Origin of the sequence: Pseudorhodobacter ferrugineus DSM 5888 (genome assembly GCF_000420745.1) — a bacterium.
GTDB lineage: Bacteria > Pseudomonadota > Alphaproteobacteria > Rhodobacterales > Rhodobacteraceae > Pseudorhodobacter > Pseudorhodobacter ferrugineus.
In genome coordinates this window covers 43137-65117 of the sequence record NZ_ATVN01000014.1, presented here as the reverse complement: position 1 = coordinate 65117, position 21981 = coordinate 43137, and the positions used below count along the sequence as shown (strand labels likewise).

23 protein-coding genes and 1 tRNA gene are annotated in these 21981 nt (G+C 59.1%); 15 read left to right on the top strand and 9 right to left on the bottom strand.

Annotation, left to right across the window (positions count from 1 at the left end; genetic code table 11):
* Nucleotides 1-77 precede the first annotated feature (77 nt).
* On the bottom strand, nt 78-1307 hold the full coding sequence (locus tag G560_RS0113060; RefSeq protein ID WP_022704754.1) for a bifunctional alpha/beta hydrolase/OsmC family protein: 1230 nt from the start codon (nt 1305-1307) through the stop codon (nt 78-80).
* Nucleotides 1308-1382: 75 nt separating this feature from the next.
* Nucleotides 1383-2723: a dimethylsulfonioproprionate lyase DddP gene (gene dddP, locus G560_RS0113055; protein WP_022704753.1), complete on the bottom strand. Its 1341-nt coding sequence runs from the start codon at nt 2721-2723 to the stop codon at nt 1383-1385.
* Nucleotides 2724-2849: 126 nt separating this feature from the next.
* Between dddP and G560_RS19295 the strand changes: the two genes are divergently transcribed.
* Nucleotides 2850-3629, top strand: coding sequence for a heme-dependent oxidative N-demethylase subunit alpha family protein (locus G560_RS19295; protein ID WP_022704752.1), 780 nt, complete (start codon nt 2850-2852; stop codon nt 3627-3629).
* A gap of 118 nt (nt 3630-3747) precedes the next feature.
* On the opposite strand, the gene G560_RS0113045 is transcribed toward G560_RS19295, so the two are convergent.
* From G560_RS0113045 to G560_RS0113035, 3 genes are all read right to left on the bottom strand, one after another.
* A complete protein-coding gene (locus G560_RS0113045; RefSeq protein ID WP_022704751.1) occupies nt 3748-4158 on the bottom strand; it encodes a glyoxalase superfamily protein in 411 nt (136 codons plus the stop codon).
* A 251-nt stretch (nt 4159-4409) separates the two neighbouring features.
* Entirely contained in the window at nt 4410-5819 is a 1410-nt protein-coding gene (gene glnA, locus G560_RS0113040; RefSeq protein ID WP_022704750.1) for a type I glutamate--ammonia ligase, read from the bottom strand.
* A 57-nt stretch (nt 5820-5876) separates the two neighbouring features.
* Nucleotides 5877-6215, bottom strand: coding sequence for a P-II family nitrogen regulator (locus G560_RS0113035; RefSeq protein ID WP_022704749.1), 339 nt, complete (start codon nt 6213-6215; stop codon nt 5877-5879).
* Nucleotides 6216-6392: 177 nt separating this feature from the next.
* Here G560_RS0113035 and G560_RS0113025 point away from each other — a divergent pair, with 177 nt between their 5' ends.
* The gene (locus tag G560_RS0113025) at nt 6393-7973 is read left to right on the top strand and encodes a bifunctional ADP-dependent NAD(P)H-hydrate dehydratase/NAD(P)H-hydrate epimerase (RefSeq protein WP_022704747.1); all 1581 of its coding nucleotides are present in this window, start codon (nt 6393-6395) and stop codon (nt 7971-7973) included.
* Nucleotides 7974-8052: 79 nt separating this feature from the next.
* Here the strand turns inward: G560_RS0113025 and G560_RS0113020 are convergent, their stop codons facing one another.
* The gene (locus G560_RS0113020) at nt 8053-8523 is read right to left on the bottom strand and encodes a Hint domain-containing protein (RefSeq protein WP_022704746.1); all 471 of its coding nucleotides are present in this window, start codon (nt 8521-8523) and stop codon (nt 8053-8055) included.
* Between the two features lie 202 nt (nt 8524-8725).
* Here G560_RS0113020 and G560_RS0113015 point away from each other — a divergent pair.
* The 8 genes from G560_RS0113015 (at nt 8726) to rplI (ending at nt 15239) form a co-directional block, all read left to right on the top strand.
* Nucleotides 8726-8810, top strand: a tRNA-Leu gene (locus G560_RS0113015).
* 24 nt (nt 8811-8834) lie between these two features.
* Nucleotides 8835-10169, top strand: coding sequence for a trigger factor (gene tig, locus G560_RS0113010; RefSeq protein ID WP_022704745.1), 1335 nt, complete (start codon nt 8835-8837; stop codon nt 10167-10169).
* A 184-nt stretch (nt 10170-10353) separates the two neighbouring features.
* Entirely contained in the window at nt 10354-11097 is a 744-nt protein-coding gene (locus G560_RS0113000) for a hypothetical protein (protein WP_022704743.1), read from the top strand.
* 241 nt (nt 11098-11338) lie between these two features.
* A complete protein-coding gene (locus tag G560_RS20700) occupies nt 11339-12601 on the top strand; it encodes a Hint domain-containing protein (protein ID WP_022704741.1) in 1263 nt (420 codons plus the stop codon).
* Nucleotides 12602-12739: 138 nt separating this feature from the next.
* The gene (gene speB, locus G560_RS0112985) at nt 12740-13711 is read left to right on the top strand and encodes an agmatinase (RefSeq protein WP_022704740.1); all 972 of its coding nucleotides are present in this window, start codon (nt 12740-12742) and stop codon (nt 13709-13711) included.
* Between the two features lie 256 nt (nt 13712-13967).
* A complete protein-coding gene (rpsF, locus tag G560_RS0112975; protein ID WP_028914068.1) occupies nt 13968-14384 on the top strand; it encodes a 30S ribosomal protein S6 in 417 nt (138 codons plus the stop codon).
* Between the two features lie 27 nt (nt 14385-14411).
* Nucleotides 14412-14639 (top strand): 30S ribosomal protein S18, encoded by a 228-nt coding sequence (gene rpsR, locus G560_RS0112970; protein WP_022704737.1) that lies wholly within the window; start codon nt 14412-14414, stop codon nt 14637-14639.
* 12 nt (nt 14640-14651) lie between these two features.
* Complete coding sequence (gene rplI / locus G560_RS0112965; RefSeq protein WP_022704736.1) at nt 14652-15239, top strand: 50S ribosomal protein L9; 588 nt, start codon at nt 14652-14654, stop codon at nt 15237-15239.
* A gap of 72 nt (nt 15240-15311) precedes the next feature.
* Here rplI and G560_RS0112960 read toward each other — a convergent pair whose 3' ends face one another.
* Nucleotides 15312-16154 carry an EamA family transporter gene (locus tag G560_RS0112960; protein ID WP_022704735.1) on the bottom strand — a complete coding sequence of 281 codons (843 nt, stop codon included), beginning with the start codon at nt 16152-16154 and terminating at the stop codon, nt 15312-15314.
* Between the two features lie 201 nt (nt 16155-16355).
* Between G560_RS0112960 and G560_RS0112955 the strand changes: the two genes are divergently transcribed.
* On the top strand, nt 16356-16928 hold the full coding sequence (locus G560_RS0112955) for a YceI family protein (RefSeq protein WP_022704734.1): 573 nt from the start codon (nt 16356-16358) through the stop codon (nt 16926-16928).
* A gap of 112 nt (nt 16929-17040) precedes the next feature.
* Nucleotides 17041-17469, top strand: a complete 429-nt coding sequence (locus G560_RS19285) for a hypothetical protein (RefSeq protein WP_022704733.1) — start codon at nt 17041-17043, stop codon at nt 17467-17469.
* Here G560_RS19285 and G560_RS0112945 read toward each other — a convergent pair.
* Nucleotides 17466-18671 (bottom strand): cytochrome b/b6 domain-containing protein, encoded by a 1206-nt coding sequence (locus tag G560_RS0112945; protein WP_022704732.1) that lies wholly within the window; start codon nt 18669-18671, stop codon nt 17466-17468. The two genes, G560_RS19285 and G560_RS0112945, sit on opposite strands and share 4 nt — an antisense overlap.
* Nucleotides 18672-18815: 144 nt before the next feature.
* Between G560_RS0112945 and fabD the strand changes: the two genes are divergently transcribed.
* A complete protein-coding gene (gene fabD, locus G560_RS0112940; protein ID WP_022704731.1) occupies nt 18816-19745 on the top strand; it encodes an ACP S-malonyltransferase in 930 nt (309 codons plus the stop codon).
* A 106-nt stretch (nt 19746-19851) separates the two neighbouring features.
* Nucleotides 19852-20589 (top strand): 3-oxoacyl-[acyl-carrier-protein] reductase, encoded by a 738-nt coding sequence (gene fabG / locus G560_RS0112935; RefSeq protein WP_022704730.1) that lies wholly within the window; start codon nt 19852-19854, stop codon nt 20587-20589.
* Between the two features lie 66 nt (nt 20590-20655).
* Here the strand turns inward: fabG and G560_RS0112930 are convergent, their stop codons facing one another.
* Nucleotides 20656-21387 (bottom strand): helix-turn-helix transcriptional regulator, encoded by a 732-nt coding sequence (locus G560_RS0112930; protein ID WP_022704729.1) that lies wholly within the window; start codon nt 21385-21387, stop codon nt 20656-20658.
* Nucleotides 21388-21474: 87 nt separating this feature from the next.
* On the opposite strand from G560_RS0112930, the gene G560_RS0112925 reads away from it, so the two are divergent.
* The gene (locus G560_RS0112925; protein WP_022704728.1) at nt 21475-21870 is read left to right on the top strand and encodes a RidA family protein; all 396 of its coding nucleotides are present in this window, start codon (nt 21475-21477) and stop codon (nt 21868-21870) included.
* The last annotated feature ends 111 nt before the right edge of the window (nt 21871-21981 follow it).

Genomic DNA, 21981 nt, shown 5'->3' with positions numbered 1-21981 from the left:
GCAGGGCCTTCTCGTTAGGGGCAGCAGGGATGCGCATTCCCATAAAGCGGGATTGCCCCGAGGGCAAGGCGATGCCGTCAACCCGCCTGCGATACCTCTCGGGTGACAATCTGCGCCTGTGCGTCCAATGTGCGATGAACGGGGCATTTATCGGCAATCGCGATCAGCTTGGTGCGTTGGTCGGCAGTTAGGTCGCCCGTCAGGGTGATGGAGCGGGTGAAGGTATCAATCTTTTCACCTTTTTCACAATCCTCACAATCACTTGCATGGCGTTTTTCATGTGATACATCAACAGCCACGCCGCGCAGATCCCAAGCCTTGCGGCGAGCATACATGCGGATGGTCATGGATGTGCAGGCCCCCAGACCGGCGGCAAGGTATTGGTACGGCGAAGGGCCCAGATCGGTGCCGCCAAAACTGACGGGTTCATCGGCCTTGAGGTGATGCAGGCCCAAATGCACGTCTTGCAAAAAGCCGTTGGGGTCAGCCTCAACCACCCGCGTAATGCCTTCGGGAATGTCATCATCTTCTTCGGCGGCGGCGGCGGGCATGTCCAAATACCGTGCGGCCCATGTGGCGATGGTATTGGCGGCATAATCGGCATCGGCGGCGCGGGTCAGCAGATGGTCGGCACCGTCCAAAGTGACAAAGCTTTTGGGATGGCGCGCGGCGGTGAACAAGGCGGCGGCGTTGTCGATGCCGACGATTGCATCTGTCGGGGCGTGCAGGATCAGCAGCGCGCGGTGCAGGTGGCGCAGGTGTTCGGTTAAGGTCGCATCGCGTAGATCGCGCAGGAAGGCGCGGCTGATGGTAAAATTGCGGCCTGCAAGGGTGACTTCGGCCTCTCCCTTGGCTTCAATCTCATCCTTGGCATGGGCAAAATGGCGGGTGACATGGGCCGGATCGGCGGGCGCGCCGATGGTGGCCACGGCTTTGGCCGATGCGATTTGCCCCGCTGCGGCGATAATGGCGGCCCCGCCCAGCGAATGACCGATCAGCAAAGCGGGGGGCAAGCCTTTGGCAGCCATTGCAGCGGCTGCCGCCACCAAGTCTTCGACATTGCCGGAAAAGCCGGAGTTGGCAAATTCGCCATCTGAATGGCCCAACCCTGTGAAATCAAATCGCAAAACGGCGATGCCCATCGCGGCCAGACGGCGGCTGATGCGGCGGGCGGCAAAAATATCCTTGCCGCAAGTAAAGCAATGGGCGAACAGCGCCGCCCCGCGTGCAGGCCCCGCAGGGCGTTCCAGCCGCCCGACCAAGGTTTGCCCGTCTTTGCCGGTGAAAGAAAATGCTTCGCTGGTCATTGCAATGCCCCCTATGTGTTCAGGGGAGTGTGCCGCAAGGGCGGGTCGGTTGTAACCCACCCTCACACGCTTGTGTCAGCTGCCCATCAAGGCCGCATCAAACGGGTACTTGGTCAGGTTTTCATACCCCGTTTCGGTGATCAGCACCTGATCCTCCAGCTTGATGGAAAAATCGCCGCCTTCGGGGGATATCAGCGCCTCGACACACAGGCACATGCCGGGTTCCAGCGCGTAATCGAACGCGCCATCCACCGCGTTGTCGGGATAGGCGACCAGCGGCCATTCATCGCACAGACCCACCCCATGCATCATGCAGCCGTATTTCAGCGCTTGCATATTGGCGGGCAAAACATGGCAGCCCGCGACCAGTTCGGGGATGGTCACGCCTGGTTTCAGCATCGCCATATTCTGCGCGATATGGTCCACGCCGATCTTCATGGCGTCAATCATATCGGGGCGGGGGGCGCGGTCGCCGACCCACCATGTGCGCGAAATGTCGATGCAAATGCCGTAAGCGCCGATCAGATCGGTATCAAAGGCAACGATTTCATTGTTTTGCACGATGCGCTGGCCGCACTCCTGAAACCACGGATTGGTGCGCGGACCCGATGACAGCAGGCGCGTTTCAATCCATTCACCGCCGCGCCGGATGTTTTCGGCGTGCAGCACGGCCCAGATATCATCTTCGGACATATTGCCCTGCGGCACGCCAGCGCGGGCCGCGCGTTCCATCTCGGCGCAGGCGGCCTCGCAGGCATGCGACGCGCAGCGCATGGCCAAAATTTCATCGGGGCCTTTGATGCTGCGGGCTTTTTCGGTCAGCTCCTCACCGGGGATCACGGTGAAACCGGTCGCCTCCAGCGCGCGAAGCCCGTGCAGCATGACCTTGTCCACGCCCAGCCGCATATTGCCGCCGCCGTGTTCGGCAATCACATCGCGGACCTCGTTTGCGAACTTGTCGGCAGCAGGGTCCAGTTTGTCGCCGCGGTCAAAGTAAAACAAGTCGGCGCCCGTGCGTTGTTCGCGCACCAAAGGGTTGAATTTGCTTAGAAACATCGCCTGCTTGTAATCCCACACCACCATATAGCCATCGGCACAGACAAGGCAGGCGCGAAAGGCGTTATGGGTGTTCCACAGCTGCATATTGGTGCTGTCGGTGGCGTAGCGGATGTTCAACGGGTCAAACATCAAGATGCCGCCATAGCCGCGATCCACCACGCCTTTGACCAGCCGTTTATGCCGAAAGGCGCGCATGGCATGCAGGTCGGGCAAGATAAGGCCCGCCGCTTGCCATTCGGTATAGGCCAGCTGGGTTGGCCCGATTTCCACGCGGTCGTTATCATTGGGGCTGCCATCGGCAAGGCGGTCGCCGCGGGTGGGGTCAATCTTGCGACGTGCGGAATAGGGTATATTCATCGGGGCACCTCTTGGCTTTGGTCCAGCCTGCAGCCCAATCACCGGATATGCGCGCCAGATTACGACGTGGAAATGTCGGATTTCGGGGGGCTTTGCAGGGGCGTTCGGCTGCGCTATGCCTGACGGATGATGCCGATTTTGCACACAACCCTGCCAGCCTTGCCATGGCTTGACCCGCGCCTTGCCCGCCTTCCGGGGGTGTTACCAGTAGAGGATGATGATTGGGTGCTGCGCGATGAGGTGTTTGCCCTGCAAATGGCCGAACGTGACCGGCTGATTGCCGCAAACGCCCCTGTCTATGGGATGTTGCCACAGGCCAAAGCGGCGGCGGCCGAGACCTATGACATGGTGCTGGCCAAGCTGGCACAGGATGCGGGCTATCAGATTCGCGCAAAATCGGCCCTTAGGCCGGATGGGGCCGAGGTATCGCTGGACCGTGACCACCCGCTGCAAACCTTGGGCCGCTTGGTCCAAGAAGACCTGTGCCTGATGGTGCCGAACGGGCAGGGCGAACATATTCTTGGCGGCGCGGTCCTGTGCTTTCCGGCCAGTTGGACGCTGGCGGAAAAATTGGGCCACCCGATGACCCGCATCCATACGCCTGTCCCCGAATATGACGATAACATCGCGCGCCGCGTGCAGCGTTTGCTGGATGCAGTGCAGCCGGGCCGCCCGATCTGGCGGATGAACCACAATCTATATGCCCGCCCCGACCTGTTTCACCCCCGAACCGAAAACGCCCCCCGCGTGGATGCCACCCCGCACTACCTTAGGGCCGAACGCCAATGCCTGCTGCGCCTGCCCGAAACGGGGGCTGTGTTGTTCACAATCCATACCTATGTGATGGCGCTAACCAACCTTACCCCCGATCAGCGGCATAGCTTGCAAGCGGCGCACAAACCCTAAGCCCCCATTCTCTTTGGCTTAAATATCCATCTGACGTCACGTCCAAGTGCTGTCTTGTCAAGGATAGCGCACACGGGACATCAAGGGGTTAGGGCGCACATCAGCGCGCCCTAACGATTTAATCCAACTGCAAATGCGGCTGCCCGTTCGAGGTTTTTTCAACCGTCTTGCCATCGGTTCCAACCGTGCCCGAAACGCGCCGCCGCAATGAGGTGAAATGTTCGGACGCCACCACATCGACGGGCGTGTCAAAGTCGATGGTCAAACGGTGCCAACCCGCCGCACGGGCCGAAACCTCGTGGATGCGGCCGGTAAAGGCATGGCCCAGATAGCGGCCCGAAACGATTTGCCCGATGTGCCAAGCAGGGGTGTCGGGGCGCGTTGTTGCGGCGACTGTGTTCCAGTCGCGCGCGCCCACGGACTGCGCCACCAATTCCAACGCGCGGCTGTGGCTGACCTCGGTGCCCGTGTCGGCCAAGGCTTTGCGCAGCCGTTTGGCTTGGGTTTTCAAAACGGTAATGTCTTGCATGATCGTGCCTTTCAAAGGGCCATGCCGGTGTCATTCGTTTCCCGCGTTACGCCTGCCTTGCATGACCAAAAGCTGATCTGTCAAAACCGTCACTACACAGGCTTCACCTTGGCATCACTGCCTGCGAGAGGCGGGGGCCTGCTCCCCGTGCAGCATAATTGGGGAAGGGCGCAGGGGATTGCAAGGGGCGGGCGCGCGAAATGAAAAAGGCCGCCCCGAGGGGCGACCTTTGATGTCGATCGTGCTGTTGATCAGCAGGAATAATACATCGCGTATTCAATCGGGTGTGGCGTATGCTCATAGGCATAAACCTCTTCCCATTTCAGCGCCATGTAGCCGTCCAGCTGATCCTTGGTGAACACATCACCGGCCAGCAGATACTCATGATCCGCCTCAAGGCTTTCCAGCGCTTCACGCAAGCTGCCGCAAACCGTTGGGATTGCTGCCAATTCTTCTGGCGGCAGATCATAGAGGTCTTTGTCAGATGCCGGGCCCGGATCGATCTTGTTCTTGATGCCATCAAGGCCAGCCATCAACAGGGCCGAGAATGCGAGGTAGGGGTTCGCTGCCGGATCGGGGAAACGCGCCTCGACACGCTTGGCCTTTGGCGATTCTGTCCACGGAATACGAACGCAGCCCGAGCGGTTGCGGGCCGAAAACGCGCGCAGAACAGGCGCTTCAAACCCGGGGATCAACCGCTTGTAGCTGTTGGTCGATGGGTTGGTCAGCGCGTTCAACGATTTCGCGTGCTTCAGGATGCCACCGATGAAATATAGCGCCTCTTGGGAGAGATCGGCATATTTGTCGCCTGCAAACAAAGGCTTGCCGTCTTTCCAGATCGACATGTTCACGTGCATCCCCGAGCCGTTATCGCCCTTCATCGGCTTTGGCATGAAGGTTACGGTCTTGCCGTAAGCGTGGGCGACGTTGTGGATCACGTATTTGTATTTCTGGATGTTGTCGGCCTGTTCAACCAGACCGCCAAAGATCATGCCAAGTTCGTGCTGGCAGGTCGCAACTTCGTGGTGGTGCTTGTCAACCTTGATACCCATACGCTTCATCGTCGACAGCATTTCGCCGCGAATATCTTGCGCTTCGTCAATCGGGTTCACGGGGAAATAGCCGCCCTTGTGGGGCGCGCGGTGGCCCATGTTGCCGCCTTCGAATTCGGCATCGGTGTTCCAAGACGCCGCTTCGGCATCAATCTGGAACGACACTTTTTGTGGCGTCACGGAATAGCGCACGTCATCAAACAGGAAGAATTCAGCTTCTGGCCCGAAATAGGACGTGTCGCCAATGCCTGTCGACTTCAAATAAGCCTCGGCCTTGGCAGCGGTGCCACGGGGGTCGCGGCTGTAGGCCTCGCCTGTGTCGGGTTCGACCACATTGCAATGCACGCACAGGGTTTTTTCGGCATAGAAGGGGTCGAGGTAGACCGAAGACGGGTCGAGGATCAGCTTCATGTCGGACTGGTCAATCGATTTCCAGCCAGCGATGGACGAGCCATCAAACATAAAGCCTTCGTCAAAGAAATCTTCGTCCACAAGGTCCACATCCAGCGTCACGTGCTGCAATTTGCCTTTTGGATCGGTGAAGCGGACGTCGACATAGGCGACCTCTTCATCTTTAATCAGTTTCAGAACGTCTGCGACCGTTTTCATAGGGTCATTCCTTCTGCTTAAGCGTGGTTTGGCAGGGGTAGCATCCCGACCGTTGGTTTAGATCGCGTCATCACCGGTTTCGCCGGTGCGGATACGAATGGCTTGTTCGACGGGGCTGACAAAGATCTTGCCATCGCCGATTTTATCTGTGCGCGCGGCGGTGACGATGGCCTCGATTGCGGCATCGACCATATCATCTGGCAGCACGACTTCGATTTTCACTTTGGGCAGGAAATCAACGACATATTCCGCGCCACGGTAGAGTTCGGTATGCCCCTTTTGACGGCCAAAGCCTTTGACTTCGGTGACGGAAAGCCCTTGGACGCCGGCCTCTTGCAAGGCCTCTTTCACTTCATCCAATTTGAATGGCTTGATGATCGCTTCGATCTTTTTCATCGGCCGACTCCCCCTGGGGCAATTTTCATCTGATGATGTGTTGACCATTTTCATCGGGCAGGGACAATTGCTGGGCGCGCGGCAGGTCGGATCTGAGGGGGGATTTTGATGTGTCGCCTAAAATTTAGGCATTTCGGTTGAAAAGCAGGCGGAATAAAAATTCGTAAGGTGGGAAAAATGACCGAACTGCTGACCGCTGCCCAAATGCGCGCCATTGAGGCGGCTGCGATTGCGTCTGGCACCGTGACAGGGCTGGAATTGATGGAACGCGCAGGCCGTGGCGTGGTCGAGGCGATTTTTGAGGAATGGCCCGCGCTGCGCGCCACATCCCACCGCGCGGTGGTGCTGTGCGGGCCGGGCAACAACGGCGGCGACGGGTTTGTTGTGGCGCGGCTGTTGAAGGAATGGGGCTGGGAGGTCGACGTCTTCCTCTATGGCGACGCCGAAAAGCTGCCGCCTGACGCGAAGGTGAATTATGAGCGGTGGTTGGGGATGGGGACGACTTCGGTCGTGCAGGATGCTGCAGAATTGGAGAAACACACCTGTGACGTGGTGATCGATGCGTTGTTCGGCACCGGACTGACCCGCGCTTTGTCCGATGCTGCCGAGATGCTTGCCGACTGGTCCACCCACAATCATGGTCTGTTTCACAACGCATTAACGGTTTGCGTTGACGTCCCGACGGGAGTTTGTTCGGACAGCGGGCGGCGGATAACGTCAGAAGGTTTCGTTTTCCGGGCCGATCTGACCGTGACATTTCATCGTGCCAAAGTTGGTCATTACATCGATCTTGGAATTGATGCTTGTGGCAAGATAGCCGTTGTCGATATTGGTCTTATCGATGATGGGTCCGCGGCTGACGCCGATGCAATGGTTAACCCAGTCTGGCGCGCGGTGTCGCCAAATCCCGCAGACAAAGAAGACCTCATGAAATTTACGCCTGCCCACAAATTCACCCACGGCCACGCCCTTATCCTGTCCGGCGGTATCACCACCAGCGGGGCCGCCCGCCTTGCGGCGCGTGGCGCGTTGCGGATTGGGGCAGGGGTGGTGACGCTGGGGTGCCCGCCTTCGGCTGTGATGGTGAATGCGGGGCATTTGAATGCCATTATGTTGAAATCTGTCGGTGATGCGGCGGCTTTGGCAGGGGTGCTGGAGGATACGCGAATCAACGCGCTGTGCCTTGGGCCGGGGCTGGGGTTGGAGCGTGGAGAATTGGTCGCGGCGGCGTTGGACGGGAGCCGGGGTAAACCCCGACCTACGGTGCTGGATGCGGATGCGCTGACTTTGCTGGCGGGGGATGCTGCGCTGTTCGCAATGTTGCACCCAGATTGCGTCCTTACGCCCCACGCGGGCGAATTTGCGCGGCTGTTTCCCGATATTGCGGCGAAGTTGAACGAACCGGCAACCAAAGGCCCTGCCTATTCAAAGGTGGATGCGACCCGTGAGGCGGCAAAGCGTGCGGGCTGTGTGGTGCTGTTCAAAGGCGCCGATACGGTGATTGCGGGCCCATCGGGGCGCTGTTCTATCAATGCCGCCGTGTATGACCGCGCGGCACCGTGGTTGGCAACGGCAGGGTCGGGCGATGTGCTGGCGGGGTTTATCACGGGCCTGCTGGCGCGGGGATTTGCGCCGATGACGGCGGCAGAAATGGCGGCTTGGTTACATGTGGAATGCGCGCGGTCGTTTGGCCCCTGTCTGATTGCCGAGGATTTGCCCGAAGAACTGCCTAAGGTGTTTCGCGCTTTGGGGCTATAGCAGCCAAGGAAAAGCCCGCCTCCGGTATCGGGGCGGGCTTACCTTTTGGGATTGTTGAGGAAAGCAGAAGGTTTGGGGGTTAGGCGGCAACCGTGGCGGGGGTGCAAGTCACCTCGACGCCATTGGCATAGATCACTTCGGCGACGTCAAATTCAAGACTGTACAGGCAAGCGCCCACAACAGTTTCCATGCGGATATATTCGCCATCAGCCAATTCCTTGGCCGCGATCACGGCTTGTGCCACGCCTTTCAGCGCCTTGGCGCGCCAGTCGCGGATGTGGATGCCTTGATCGGGGGAGACACGCATGTCTTCCTCTGGTTGCTCAACCCCAAGGGCCGAGGCCGAGATGCAGACCAGTTTCGCGGTAGGCAAAACGGTGCTGTGGATGGCGCGGATGGCACGGGCACCGGAGCGGGTGATGATGCGATCACCAACAGACAGGTATTCAACCGGCATTTCACCAGCCAGCGTCATGACGGTGGTTCCGGCAACAAGCCCGTTGGTAAGGGCTGCATCTGTGCGGTAGATGGTGGCTGTGTTTTGTGTCATGTGATTTGCTTTCCTTGATCCCTGCCAACTGTCTCGCCTCTAAAGGTGGCGGCAATGAGTCAACGAGGTGTTAAACTTCGATTTTGAATCTATCCATTTTAAGGCAATCTTTTCCTCTCGCATCCTGCGCGCGGCTTTGTTAGAAGGGCGCGGAATTTCATCGCAACCCTTGGCACACGGCCAAAGGATGCGGAGATGAGATGCGGGTATGGCGAAATTGGCAGACGCACCAGATTTAGGTTCTGGCGCCGCAAGGCGTGGGGGTTCAAGTCCCTCTACCCGCACCAGATATGTAAGAAGGATGGATCCATATGCAGGTCACTGAGACCCTGAACGACGGCCTTAAGCGCGGCTACACCATCACGGTGACCGCGGCAGAACTTGACGCGAAAGTGCAAGAAAAGCTGGTCGAGGCGCAGCCCGAAGTCGAAATGAAGGGCTTCCGCAAGGGTAAAGTGCCTATGGCGATGATGCGCAAGCAATTTGGCCCGCGGATCATGGGTGAAGCCATGCAAGACGCTATTGATGGCGCGATGAAAGAGCATTTCGACAAGTCCGGCGACCGCCCTGCGATGCAGCCTGACGTGAAAATGGTTGATGGTGAAAACTGGAAAGAGGGCACGGATGTCGTCGTTGAGATGACCTATGAAGCCCTGCCAGCGATTCCCGAGGTTGACGCGTCGAAGGTGACGTTGGAGCGTTTGGTCGTGAAGGCCGAGGATTCGGCTGTGGACGAAGCGCTGGCAAATCTGGCCCAATCGGCGCAAAACTTTGAGGACCGCAAGAAGGGTTCCAAGGCCAAGGACGGCGATCAGGTTGTGATCGACTTTAAAGGCTCGGTTGATGGCGACTATTTTGAAGGCGGCACGGGCGAGGATTATCCGCTGGTTCTGGGCTCTAATTCCTTCATTCCTGGGTTTGAAGCGCAGTTGGTTGGTGCCAAAGCCGATGACGAAGTGAAGGTCGAAGTGAGTTTCCCTGCAGAGTATGGCGCGGCAAATCTGGCTGGCAAAGCGGCCGTATTTGAATGCACTGTGAAGGCTGTTAAAGAGCCGAAGCCTGCTGAAGTGAATGACGAGCTGGCCAAGAAATACGGCGCCGAGGATTTGGCCGCGTTGAAGGGCCAGATTTCCGAGCGTTTGGAAGCTGAATATCAAGGCGCTGCCCGCGCTGTGATGAAGCGGTCTTTGCTGGATCAGTTGGATGGTTTGGTAAAGTTTGATCTGCCGCCTTCGTTGGTGGAAGCCGAAGCTGGACAAATCGCGCATCAGCTGTGGCATGAAGAAAACCCAGAGGTTCACGATCACAACCACGGGGCTGTCGAGACCACGGACGAGCATAAAAAGCTGGCGGAACGTCGGGTTCGTTTGGGACTGCTTTTGGCTGAAATCGGTCGCAAGGCCGAGGTGACTGTCACCGATCAGGAAATGACCCAGGCTGTGATGATGCAGGCCCGTCAGTATCCAGGTCAGGAACGCCAGTTCTTTGAATATGTCCAAAAGAATCCGCAAATGCAGCAGCAGCTGCGCGCGCCGATTTTTGAAGATAAAGTGGTCGATCATATCGTTGCGGGTGCCAAGGTTTCCGACAAGGAAGTCAGCAAGGAAGATCTGCAAAAAGCCATCGAAGCGCTGGACGAAATGTAATATTTCGCGCTTTTCGAGACCAAAGATTGGGGGCCGTGCCTGTGGGTGCGGCCCTTTTTTGTAGATGATCTGTCCGCGCGCGAACATTTTTGTAACCATATGTTTTTGCTAGGTTACCTGTTTTTTCTTTACCCAATCTTAACCTGCGTACACACCCGTTCGCAGTAAAAAAGGCCCCAAACCCATGCCCGATTTTTTGCCCGACCTGCCGACCGATTTGATTTTGGCAGCCCTTGGCCGCGCGCCGGGCAATGAGCTGAAATCAGGCAAGTTTGACAGCCCCGATTCGTCATCTGCCTTGGTCGCCAACGCCTTTGGTTGGTTCTTGAACCGGCCGGATATGATGCCGATGCTGCCGGGCGGGCTGGGGCTGGCGAAATCGGTCACGCTAGAGGCCGAATTGCAGTACCCTTGGGAAGGCGGCAAGCACCCGTGGCTGGATGTGGTGATTGAAACCGACCGCTATTTGGTTGGCGTTGAGTCGAAACGCTATGAACCATTTCGCCCCGCCAAGGCCAACCGCTTTCCCGATATGCTGGACCGTAAGGTTTGGGGCGAGAAGATGGAAGGGTACACGCGCATTCGCCGCACCCATGCCAATGGCGCGCGCCGTTTTACCACGCTGGATGATGTGGAATTGGTGAAAGCGGCTTACGGCCTTCGGACCGAAGCGCAGCGGCGCAAGTTGCGGCCCGTGCTGCTGTATCTTTATGCCGAGCCTGCGATATTCGCCAATGGCCGCCCCGTGGACCCCGCGAAAATCGCCGCCCACCGCGCCGATATTCAACTGTTTGGTGAAAGCGTGGAAGGCGATGAGGTCGCGTTTCTGGCGATTGAATGGTCGGCGATGCTGGCGCTATGGAACCGTGGCAAAATGCCTGTGGCCGAACATGCCGCACGCGTGGCCGAACGGTTTGGGGTGGTTTGAGGCGGACACGGACGGTCCCGTAAGGGCGATTGGTTCGGTGCAAAACCGCCGCCGATTGCCCCAAGCGTTTCCGGCGTTGATGGCCCACCATGCCCGCCTGTTTGACGGCATAAAGCGCCCCATCTGCGATACAATCGTCCCCAAATTTATTGATTGGCCTTAATTTTTTCAAAATCTAGGCCAACTGCGACCATGTTTCTTTGCGATCCTATGGAAAGATTTTTCCAATTGGGCACCTGTCATGGCTGTTGTTGGCTATTATTCTATGACCACCGGCGAGGGGCTTGCGAGCCAGGTGGATGAGATCACGAATAACGGCGATACGGCCGTGAACGTGACTATCCCGAACGCGGCGCAGCTTGCCTCGCTGGATTCGCTTTATGTAGTGAACCCCAGCAACGGCAATTTCGGTGCGGAGTATATGGCGAACCTTGGCGATATTACCGCCGCGGTGAATGGTGGGATGAATCTGATCATATTTGACCGCTATGTGACCAATGCGCAGACCATTTTGCCCGGTGGCAGCGGTATTACGGCTGTGCGGGATTTCACAAGTGGCAGTGATGTCAACGTGGCCGCCGGCGCACCGGCCGCCTTTACCAACGGGCCGAATGGTGTCATTAACGATGCGACGTTCGATGGTGGGAACTCGTCCAATCACGGCTATGTCACGCTTGCGTCGTTGCCCCCCGGTGCTGTCCCGCTTTTGACGACATCAAACCCCAGCCATATTGTTGCTTTCACCTTTCCGGTCGGGGCGGGGAATGTGTTTTATTCAACGATTCCGCTGGATTATTACACGGGGGCAAATGATGCGAATATTACCCCAGGTGAGATTTTTTCGTTGTTTGGCAATACCCAAGCGATTTTGTGCTTTACGCGGGGGGCGTTGATTGACACGGCGGCGGGGGCGGTGCCGGTTGAAGGCTTGAAGGTGGGCGATGCGATTGCCGTGGCCAAGGGTGGGTTTGAGCGGATTAAATGGATTTGCTCGACCAAGCTGGGGGGGGCTGCGCTGCGCCGTTTGCCAAAGCTGCGGCCTGTGTGCATTACGGCAGGGGCCCTCGGTGACGGCTTGCCAAAGCGCGACTTGTGGGTCAGCCGCCAGCACCGGATGCTGATCCGGTCTGCGGTGGCCGAGCGGATGTTTGGCACAAAGACCGCATTGATTGCCGCCATCAAGCTGACGGCCTTGCCCGGGATATTTGTGGATGAGGCGGTTGAAGGGGTGGAGTATTTCCATATTCTGTTTGACAGCCATGAGGTGATTTGGGCCGAAGGGGCGCCAAGTGAAAGCCTGTATACCGGCCCCGAGGCGTTGAAGTCTGTGCCTGTCGAGGCGCGCGACGAGTTGCTGTGTGTGTTCCCTGAATTGGCGTCGCCGCGCTTTGTGGGGGCTTCGGCGGCCTACATTCCATCGGGAAAATTCCAACGAAAGCTTGTGGCGCAGCACGTCCGGACCGCTGAACCGATTTTCGCGCAGGGTGCTGTGCCAGCGTTCTAAGCGCGTGTGCCGTGTGTTTTCGGCCTTATGATGCGGCCGGGGCGTTTGTATCTGGCCCTTGAATGGCCGTGCAGGATCGGTAACGATTGCGCCAGTCCTTTGGCCGATCCGGCGGGCATGCATTTAGAAAGGTATCCGATGAGCGATCCGTTTTTTCAACCTGTTTCGGGGTTCGATTTGCCACGTTTTGCGGGGATACCGACCTTTATGCGCCTGCCGCATGTGGGGCTGGAGGATGCGCGGTTGGCGGATGTGCAGATCGGGCTGATCGGGGTGCCGTGGGACAGTGGCACCACCAACCGCCCTGGCCCGCGCCACGGGCCGCGCCAGTTGCGGGACCTGTCGACGATGATCCGCGCGCAAAACGGGATTACGCGGGTGCGCCCGTTCGAGATGGCCAATTGTGCCGATTTGGGCGATGTGCCGCCGAATCCGGCGGATGTTTTGGACAGTATGGCGCGGATCACGGCGTTTTACCGCACGGTGCTGGCGGCAGGGATTATGCCGTTGACGGCGGGGGGCGACCATTTGACGACCTTGCCGATTTTGCGGGCCGTGGCGGAAAAGGGCCCTGTGGGGATGATCCATTTTGACAGCCATACCGACCTGTTCGACAGCTATTTCGGGGGCACGAAATACACCCACGGCACGCCGTTTCGACGCGCGGTCGAAGAGGGGCTTTTGGACCCGAAACGGGTGTGCATGATTGGGATTCGGGGCACGGCCTATGACACCGAAGACCGTGATTTTGCCGATAGTGTGGGTATTCGCGTTGTTCCGATTGAGGAGTTCCATGCGCGCGGTGTGGCCGATGTGATGGCCGAGGCGCGCGAGATTGCGGGGACGGGCGAGACGTATATCTCGTATGATATTGATTTTGTGGACCCCGCCTTTGCGCCCGGGACGGGGACGCCGGAAATTGGCGGGCCGAACAGCTTTCAAGCGCTGGAAGTGGTGCGGCATCTGGCGGGTTTGCAGATTGTCGGGGCGGATGTGGTAGAGGTGTCGCCACCGTTTGATACGTCGGGCAACACCGCGTTTTTGGGGGCGTCGATTATGTTTGAGCTGCTGTGCGTGATGGCGCCGCGGTTTGAGGCGGCGAAGGGGTGATGATGGGGGTGCGGGGGTGAAACCCGACAGTATGGGGGAGGGTGGCGTGGTGCGCTGAAGCACACCCTACGGGGGGGCGTAGGGTTTGGGCGTTTTGTGCCTGCCTTTTCCCTTGCAATCGGGGGGCGGCATGGATACACCGCCCAAATCTTGCCGCACCTATCTTTTGATCCGGTGCAGCCTCTCGTGGTCGGGACGCGGCAAGGTGGTGACCCCGACCTATGAAATGCACCATGAGTAAATGAACGGAGACAGCATGCCGCTTTATGAGCATGTCATGATCGCGCGTCAGGATCTTTCCAACACGCAAGCCGAAGGGCTTATCGAACACTTCTCGACCGTACTTTCGGACAACGGCGGCAAAGTCGTTGAGCACGAGTACTGGGGCGTGAAGACGATGGCCTATAAAATCAACAAAAACCGCAAGGGCCACTATGCCTTTCTGCGCTCGGACGCACCAGCGACCGCCGTGCAGGAAATGGAACGCCTGATGCGCTTGCACGATGACGTGATGCGTGTGCTGACCATCAAGGTTGATGCGCACGAAGAAGGCCCATCTGTGCAGATGCAAAAGCGTGACGACCGTGAACGCGGCGGCGACCGTGGTGACCGTGGGGGCGACCGCCCTGATCGTGGTGACCGTGGTGACCGCGGCGACCGTCCGCGTCGTTGATTTCTGGCTTAGGAAAGGACCATTCAAATGGCGAATAAACCCTTCTTCCGTCGCCGCAAGGTCTGCCCCTTCTCGGGCGACAATGCACCGGCGATTGACTATAAAGACACACGTCTTTTGCAGCGTTACGTATCCGAGCGCGGCAAGATCGTGCCATCGCGTATCACTGCCGTTTCGGCGAAAAAGCAGCGTGAGCTGGCCCGTGCGATCAAGCGCGCCCGCTTTCTCGCCTTGCTGCCCTATGCTGTGAAATAAGGAGCAACTGATATGAAAGTGATCCTTTTGCAGCGCGTGGCCAAATTGGGCCAAATGGGCGAAGTCGTAAACGTCAAGGACGGTTTCGGCCGTAACTATCTGTTGCCACAGGGCAAAGCCTTGCGTGCGAACGATGCGAACATCAAATCGTTTGAAGCCCGCAAAGTTCAGCTGGAAGCACAGAACCTTGAAACCAAAACTGAGGCCGATGCAATTGCAGCGACTTTGGACGGCCAAGTGTTTGTGGTTATCCGTTCGGCATCTGATGCAGGCGCTTTGTACGGTTCCGTCACCACCCGTGACGCCGCCGATGCAGCGACTGAAGCAGGCTTTACCGTTGATCGTGGCCAGGTTGTTCTGGACCGTCCGATCAAGGAATTGGGCCTGCACACCGTGTCTGTGGTGTTGCACCCAGAGGTAACAGCCAAGTTCCAAGTGAACGTGGCCCGTTCGTCCGAAGAGGCTGAATTGCAGGCCGCTGGCAAATCCATTCAGGAATTGGCAGCCGAAGCAGAAGCCGCAGCCGAGTTCGAAATCGCCGAATTGTTCGACGAAATGGGCGCGGCCAACGAAGATGGCGAGGATATGGGCCGCGATTAATTTCGCCCCGTATTCGGAAATGAATAGACCGCGCGAAGGGCAACCTTTGCGCGGTTTTTCGTTTCTACGCGGTTAGGCCAGCCGCAACAGGGCGACGCCTGCCAAGGTGATGGCGGTTGAGGCAAGTTTGGCGGGGCTGAGTTTTTCGCGCAGGAATACCACGCCGATCAGCAAAGCAAAGATGATCGAGGTTTCGCGCAAGGCGGTGACAAGGGCGATGGGCGCTTGGGTGAACGACCAGATCACCAGCGCAAAGGCCGCAAAGCTGGCCGAGCCACCCAGCAGGAACACGCGTTTGCCAGTGGTATGCAGCGCGCGCAGCTGATGGGGGGCGCGCAAGGCCGTGAACCCGAACATCAGCACCGCATTGCCCACGGCCAGCCAGCCGTAAAACCCCAGTGCCGTTCCTGCGACCCGCGCGCCCAAGCCGTCGACCAATGAATAGGCCGCGATAAAACAGCCTGTGATCAGCGCGAGTTTGGCCCCTTGCGGGTTGCGTTGGCCGTTGCTGCCGCGCACAAAGGCCATCGACAGGATGCCGATGCCGATGGTGATAACGGCTGCAATTTCAATTGGTTGCAGGGTAACGCCAAGCGCGCCTATTGACACTGCGGCGACGATCATCGGGGCTGATCCGCGCGCGATGGGGTAAACTTGGGTCAAATCGCCCACGTGATAGGCGCGCAGCAGGAAGAGTTGATAGCCGAAATGGAGTGCCATGCCGGTGAACAGATAGGGCAGGCTGGCGGCGGTGGGCGCGGGCGACAGGACCAGCGCCACAAGGGCCAAGGGCAGGTGGCCGATCACCACCGCGATCATATTGAGCTGTTTGTCGCGCGCGCCTTTGACCATCGCGTTCCAGCTTGCATGCAGCAGGGCCGCCGCGATGACGGCGCAAAAGACGGTAAAGGACATTAGGGGCGGGGCCTTTGGGTTGGGTTTGGGCAGTCTAGGCTGGGGGTGGGTTTGTGCAAGGGGCAAGCAGTTGATAACGTGATGTGCATGGGCGCGCGGTGTCTGTGGGTTTTTGTGCAATGGTGCGCAGGCTGGCGGTGGGGTAGGCGTTGGTCAAGACGTTCTGCGCGACCTGCCTGCGCCAACCCTTTGGAGTATATTATGAAATCTATGTTTGCCGCTGCCGCCCTTGTCCTTGCTGCCGGTGCCGCACAGGCCGAGCCTGTGAAATACACGCTGGACGCAAGCCACAGCCAAATCGTGTTTGATTACAACCACCTTGGGTTTTCAACGACCTATGGCATGTTTTCCGGCTTTGACGGCGAGATCATGTTTGACCAAGAAAACCCCGCCGCATCGAGCGTTGTGGTGTCTTTCCCCGTGCGCACGATGTTGACGGGTTGGGAAGCGCGGTTTGAGCATTTCATGACGCCCGAGTTTTTTGGGGCTGCGGATGACGAGATGGTCAAGTTCACCTCGACCGCGATTGAGGTGACGGGCGAGAAAACCGCGCTGATCACGGGCGATTTGGAGCTGAACGGCGTGACCAAATCGGTGGTGCTGGATGCGGTGTTGAACCAAGTGGGCGATCATCCGATGGCGGGTAAGCCTTGGGCAGGTTTCAATGCGACGACCACGCTGATCAGGTCGGAGTATAACCTTGGCCAATTCGCGCCGTTTGTCGGCGATGAGGTGAAGGTGATGATTTCGATCGAGGCGATGAAGGCCGAGTGATCGTTTGACAGTTTGAGTTTGGGCGCGAGGGGGAAACCTTTCGCGCCTTTTTTCATGTGCGTTTGGCGTGGGGTTTGGGTATGGGGTGCGGTAACAGGAAAAGAGGCATCAGATGACGAACCAATCGTATGAGGTAGAGCCTTTGGGGCAGACCAAGGGCAGTTGTGAATGCTGCGGGGCCGCTCGGCGGGCGATTTGGGGGGTGGTCCATGCGGCGGGGGCCGAAACGGTGGCGAGTTACTTTGTGACTTGGGTGCCCGAGCAGGCGTTAACTGTGCATCCCGCGCATATGGACCTGATTTTGGGCGCTTGGGGCGAAGGCACGGGGGCCGCAGAGCGGGTCGCGGTGTCGTTACTGTTCCAGCACGGGGCCGAGGGGGCGGAGCTGCGGGTGATTGATGCCAGCGGGCGCAAGATTGCCAAGAACCCGCTGGTTGGCGTGGCGCTGGGGCCTGATGATGTGATGGGCTCGCCCTTGGCCAAGACCGCGTTCGGGATTTTTGATGCTGTCATGGCGCAGGACGTGCGGTTTGCGGTTTAGTTTGTGCGGGTGGCTATCAGATCGACGGTGATCGTGGCGGCAAAGCCGACCGATGCCTCATCCGGATAGTTAGGGCCGATGCCGAAATCGCGGCGGTCGATGGTGGTTTGGCCTTGCATGGCGGCGATGTCGCCGTTGATGGCGAGGGTAAAGGGCAGGGTGAGGGGCATTTCTATGCCCATCAAAGTGAGCCTGCCTGTGGCGGTATAGTCAGAGCCCCCGTCCGTTTTGGGGCCTGAAATGTTGGCCGCAAAGGTGGCGGTGGCATAGGCGGTCGTGTTCAGAAAGTCGGGGCCTTTGGCCTGATCGGACACAGAGCCTAGGGTCAGGCTGGTGGTGTTGATGGTGGCGATGACGCGGCCTTTGGCATTTTCTGGGGCTGTATCATCAAAGGTGATGTCGACTTGCCAGTTTGCGAATTGGCCTGTGACATTGGACCCGAGTTGTTGGACGGTCAGGGCGAGGGTGCCGGAATGGACCTGCCAGTTCCCTGTGGTTGTGCTGGCTGGGGTGCTCTGAGCAGTGGCAGTTTCGGGCTGCGCCAGTGTGACCGCAAAGCTTGCGCCGATGGCATAGACCATGAGTGCCGCGATCAGGGGCAAGGCGTGGGGTTTGGCCTGCACGGGTTTGGTGGGCGCGTGGGTGCCCGTGATCATGCGGCGCAAGGTGGCGTCTTTGTCGATGATATGGTGTTTCAGCGCGCCTGCAATGTGGAGCAGGATCGAGGCGATTAGCAGTTTGGTGAATACCCAATGCAAGTTGGCGCCAAGGGTTGCGAGGGATTCGGATTTCGGGATCAGCGGCAGGTCTTGGCCAAGGGGCCAGAGGATCGGGGCAAAGCCAGCCGTTGCCGCGTGGTGAACCCAGCCGGACAGCGGGACGGCGAGCATGGAGATGTAAAGCAGCCAATGGATGATTGCCGCGAGGATGGTTTCCGCCCGCCGCTCGGGGTGCAAAGGGGCGGGGTGGGTTTGGGTGATGGCCCAAAGGATGCGCAAGGCGGCCACGCCAAAGGCCGCGATGCCGATGGTTTTGTGGTAGGAAAAGAGCTGCGCCTTTTGCGCAAGGGCTGCCGAGGTATCATAGGCCATGTCATTGGCAATAATGCCCAGCGGAATGGCCGTCAGGATAAGAAGCGCCGTAAGCCAGTGCAGGCTGCGGGTGACGGTGCCAAAGCTGTTGGCGGTGTTATGCGTGGACATGGGCGCACTCCGGTTCGGGTTTTGGAGATCGTAGCTGGTTGAGCGGCATGGAGTAAGCGCTTGAAACGCACAAGGCCTGTGCGAAAGATTGCGAAGCGGGTGGCGCTGGGGTATTCCGGTTAAAACAGTTTTTGCGGAGGAACTATGAGCAGAGCATTCGTTTTCCCGGGGCAGGGGTCGCAGGCCATTGGAATGGGCCGCGCGCTGGCCGAGGCCTATCCGGCGGCGCGCGCGGTTTTCGACGCCGTGGATGACGCCTTGGGCGAAAAGCTGTCGGCGCTGATTTGGGACGGGGCGATCGAGGATTTGACCCTGACGCAAAACGCGCAGCCTGCGATTATGGCGACATCGATGGCCGCCCTTGCGGCGCTGGAGGCCGAGGGCCTTGGGATGTCGCATGTGTCGTTTGTGGCCGGCCATAGTTTGGGCGAGTATTCGGCGCTGTGTGCGGCGGGGTCGATTGGCCTAAGTGATACGGCGCGGTTGCTGCGCATTCGGGGGGCTGCGATGCAGGCGGCGGTGCCTGTGGGCATGGGCGCGATGGCGGCTGTGTTGGGGCTGGATTATGCGGCTGTGGTTGAGGTGGCTGCCGAGGCGGCAGGGGATGAGGTCTGTCAGGTTGCCAATGACAACGACCCCGCGCAGGTGGTGATTTCGGGGCATAAGGCGGCCGTTGAGCGGGCCTGTGAGATTGCCAAGGCACGCGGCGCCAAGCGGGCGCTGATGCTGCCAGTTAGCGCGCCGTTTCATTGTGCGTTGATGGAGCCTGCGGCGGCGGTGATGCGCGATGCGCTGGCGGGGGTTGTGCTGCGCGCGCCTGTCGTGCCTGTGGTGGTCAACGTGCGGGCCGAGGCGGTGAGCGACCCCGATACCTTGCGCGCGCTATTGGTAGAGCAGGTGACGGGCGAGGTGAAATGGCGCGCGTCGGTGCAATGGATGGCCACGGCGGGTGTGAGCGCGTTTTGGGAGATTGGGACGGGCAAGGCCCTTTCTGGGATGATCAAGCGGATCGAGAAAGAGACCGAGCAGCGCAATGCGGGCGGGCCGGAGGATATTGCTGGTTTGAAGGGCTGACGGTTTGCGGGGCAGGCAGCCGGGGGGCATCGCTGCCCCCCGGACCCCCCTGCGAGGTATTTTTGCCAAGATGAAATCTGGAAATGACGAGAAGTGAGGGCGGTAGATGTTTGATTTGACAGGTAAGAATGTGCTTGTGACGGGTGCATCGGGTGGCATTGGTGGTGATATTGCGCGGGCGTTGCATGGTGCGGGGGCGACGGTTGCGCTGTCGGGGACGCGCGAGGCACCGCTTGCGGCACTGGCGGCGGAATTGGGTGCCCGTGCCCATGTGGTGACTTGCAACTTGTCGGATGCGGCATCGGTAGAGGCGTTGCCCAAGGCGGCGGTGGCGGCGATGGGGTCGGTCGATGTGTTGGTCAATAACGCGGGCATCACGCGCGACAATTTGTTCATGCGGATGTCGGATGATGAATGGGCGTCTGTGTTGGAGGTGAACCTGACCTCGACGTTCCGGTTGTGCCGCGGGGTTTTGCGCGGGATGATGAAGGCGCGTTGGGGGCGGATTATTAATATTTCGTCGATCGTAGGGGCCACTGGCAATCCGGGGCAGGCGAATTATGCGGCCAGCAAGGCGGGCATGGTGGGGATGTCGAAGTCACTGGCCTATGAGGTGGCAAGTCGCGGGATTACGGTGAATTGTGTGGCGCCGGGGTTTATTGCCACTGCAATGACCGAGGCGTTGACGGATGACCAGAAGGGCAAGATTTTGACCCAGATCCCAGCGGGGCGGATGGGGAGTGCCGACGAGATTGCGGCGGCCTGTTTGTATTTGGCAAGCGTTGAGGCGGGCTATGTGACAGGGGCCACGCTGCATGTGAATGGTGGCATGGCGATGATTTAAGGGTGCATTTAAGCATCTGCTAGACTGGGGCTGTGGCGGGGGTATCCGCTGCAGCCTTTGTCATTTTTAGACCGCTGGTTTTGGGGCAAGGTCGCGGTAGGGGCAAATGTCGGCTGCAAACGGGACGTGGCGTTTGCGAAACGGGGTGGTTTGGACGGGGGTGGGGTCGCTGATCCGGTCCATGCGGAAATGGCGGAAATCGGTGCGCAGCGGGTCCCATGCCACCAGATACCACAAGGGTTGCAGGATCAGGAGCGCTTGGGGGTCGACCTGGCGCTGCGTTTGCGCGCCCGAGGCTGCGCGGTAATGAAAGCGCAGGGGGATTTGGCCCAAGAAGGCGGTTTCGAATGCAGGCAGCAGGGCGGGGTCGATGGGGCCTAGATCAGACAGGTCTTGGTGCGCAGAAAGCTGGCCGATGTGCAAGCTGTCGAGCATGCGGCGCAGGTCGCGGATTTTATCCGGTGGAAGGGATTTTTCGATTTTGGCGAGGCCTGCATCGGCGAGGTTGGAAAACGGCAGGTTTTGGGCGCTGCGCATGGCGGCAACGCTGATGAGGAGGGCGAAGACCTCGGCCACCGAGAGCCGCGCTGTGGTTTGAACCGATTGCGGGTCAAGCTGGAGGCCGCCGCCACGGCCGCTTTCGGAATGGATGGTGAAGCCGTCACCCCGCAGGGCGCAGATATCGCGCAAGATGGTGCGGCGTGACACGCCGACCGCCGCCGCGAGGTCATGGACCGTGGCGGTGCCAGAGCGGCGCAAGTGGCGCAGGATGGTGTCATGGCGAAGGCGGCTGTTCATGGTTTTGCCTAGCGGTTTTTGGTGACAAATTTTGTCACCAAAGCCGTTTAAGCAGGCCTTGAGTATAACAACAAGGAGAGTTTGATCATGCAGCGCACCCCCGTAAACCCTTGGGATTGGTCATTGAAGCTGGGATATAATCAGGCGGAAATCATTTCTGGCGTAACGCGGCAGGTGATTTGCGCGGGCCAAACGGCGGTCGATGGCGTGGGACAGCCGCAGCATTTGGGCGACATGCGCGGGCAGATTGGGCTTGCGCTGGATAACCTTGAGGCGGTGCTGGCGCGGGCGGATATGGGGCTGGGGGATGTTATCCGGCTGGGGGTGTTTACGACCGATGTTGATGAGGCGCTGAGGCATTTTGACCTGCTGGGGATGCGGTTTGGCGCGGTGCACGCGGCCCCGTCAATGACCCTGCTTGGGGTCAGCCGACTTGCGCTGCCGGGGATGATGTTTGAGATTGAGGCGACGGCGGCGGGCTAGCTGTGGACAAGGATTTTTTGAGCTTTCGGCGCGGGGCCCTTGATTTGGCCAAGGGAAAGGCGGTAGATCGCTATCGAAAGCGTTTGCCAATGCCTTAGACTGTGTTATAGG

What these genes read in the sequence shown, in the direction of transcription:
- G560_RS0113045 (WP_022704751.1), bottom strand. Translation starts at nt 4,158, where the DNA reads ATGCAAGACATTACCGTTTTGAAAACCCAAGCCAAACGGCTGCGCAAA.
- dddP (WP_022704753.1), bottom strand. Translation starts at nt 2,723, where the DNA reads ATGAATATACCCTATTCCGCACGTCGCAAGATTGACCCCACCCGCGGC.
- G560_RS0113025 (WP_022704747.1), top strand. Translation starts at nt 6,393, where the DNA reads ATGACCGAACTGCTGACCGCTGCCCAAATGCGCGCCATTGAGGCGGCT.
- speB (WP_022704740.1), top strand. Translation starts at nt 12,740, where the DNA reads ATGAGCGATCCGTTTTTTCAACCTGTTTCGGGGTTCGATTTGCCACGT.
- G560_RS0113060 (WP_022704754.1), bottom strand. Translation starts at nt 1,307, where the DNA reads ATGACCAGCGAAGCATTTTCTTTCACCGGCAAAGACGGGCAAACCTTG.
- glnA (WP_022704750.1), bottom strand. Translation starts at nt 5,819, where the DNA reads ATGAAAACGGTCGCAGACGTTCTGAAACTGATTAAAGATGAAGAGGTC.
- tig (WP_022704745.1), top strand. Translation starts at nt 8,835, where the DNA reads ATGCAGGTCACTGAGACCCTGAACGACGGCCTTAAGCGCGGCTACACC.
- rpsF (WP_028914068.1), top strand. Translation starts at nt 13,968, where the DNA reads ATGCCGCTTTATGAGCATGTCATGATCGCGCGTCAGGATCTTTCCAAC.
- G560_RS20700 (WP_022704741.1), top strand. Translation starts at nt 11,339, where the DNA reads ATGGCTGTTGTTGGCTATTATTCTATGACCACCGGCGAGGGGCTTGCG.
- rplI (WP_022704736.1), top strand. Translation starts at nt 14,652, where the DNA reads ATGAAAGTGATCCTTTTGCAGCGCGTGGCCAAATTGGGCCAAATGGGC.
- G560_RS0112955 (WP_022704734.1), top strand. Translation starts at nt 16,356, where the DNA reads ATGAAATCTATGTTTGCCGCTGCCGCCCTTGTCCTTGCTGCCGGTGCC.
- G560_RS0113000 (WP_022704743.1), top strand. Translation starts at nt 10,354, where the DNA reads ATGCCCGATTTTTTGCCCGACCTGCCGACCGATTTGATTTTGGCAGCC.
- fabG (WP_022704730.1), top strand. Translation starts at nt 19,852, where the DNA reads ATGTTTGATTTGACAGGTAAGAATGTGCTTGTGACGGGTGCATCGGGT.
- G560_RS0113020 (WP_022704746.1), bottom strand. Translation starts at nt 8,523, where the DNA reads ATGACACAAAACACAGCCACCATCTACCGCACAGATGCAGCCCTTACC.
- G560_RS0112930 (WP_022704729.1), bottom strand. Translation starts at nt 21,387, where the DNA reads ATGAACAGCCGCCTTCGCCATGACACCATCCTGCGCCACTTGCGCCGC.
- fabD (WP_022704731.1), top strand. Translation starts at nt 18,816, where the DNA reads ATGAGCAGAGCATTCGTTTTCCCGGGGCAGGGGTCGCAGGCCATTGGA.
- G560_RS0112925 (WP_022704728.1), top strand. Translation starts at nt 21,475, where the DNA reads ATGCAGCGCACCCCCGTAAACCCTTGGGATTGGTCATTGAAGCTGGGA.
- G560_RS0113035 (WP_022704749.1), bottom strand. Translation starts at nt 6,215, where the DNA reads ATGAAAAAGATCGAAGCGATCATCAAGCCATTCAAATTGGATGAAGTG.
- G560_RS19295 (WP_022704752.1), top strand. Translation starts at nt 2,850, where the DNA reads ATGATGCCGATTTTGCACACAACCCTGCCAGCCTTGCCATGGCTTGAC.
- G560_RS0112945 (WP_022704732.1), bottom strand. Translation starts at nt 18,671, where the DNA reads ATGTCCACGCATAACACCGCCAACAGCTTTGGCACCGTCACCCGCAGC.
- G560_RS19285 (WP_022704733.1), top strand. Translation starts at nt 17,041, where the DNA reads ATGACGAACCAATCGTATGAGGTAGAGCCTTTGGGGCAGACCAAGGGC.
- rpsR (WP_022704737.1), top strand. Translation starts at nt 14,412, where the DNA reads ATGGCGAATAAACCCTTCTTCCGTCGCCGCAAGGTCTGCCCCTTCTCG.
- G560_RS0112960 (WP_022704735.1), bottom strand. Translation starts at nt 16,154, where the DNA reads ATGTCCTTTACCGTCTTTTGCGCCGTCATCGCGGCGGCCCTGCTGCAT.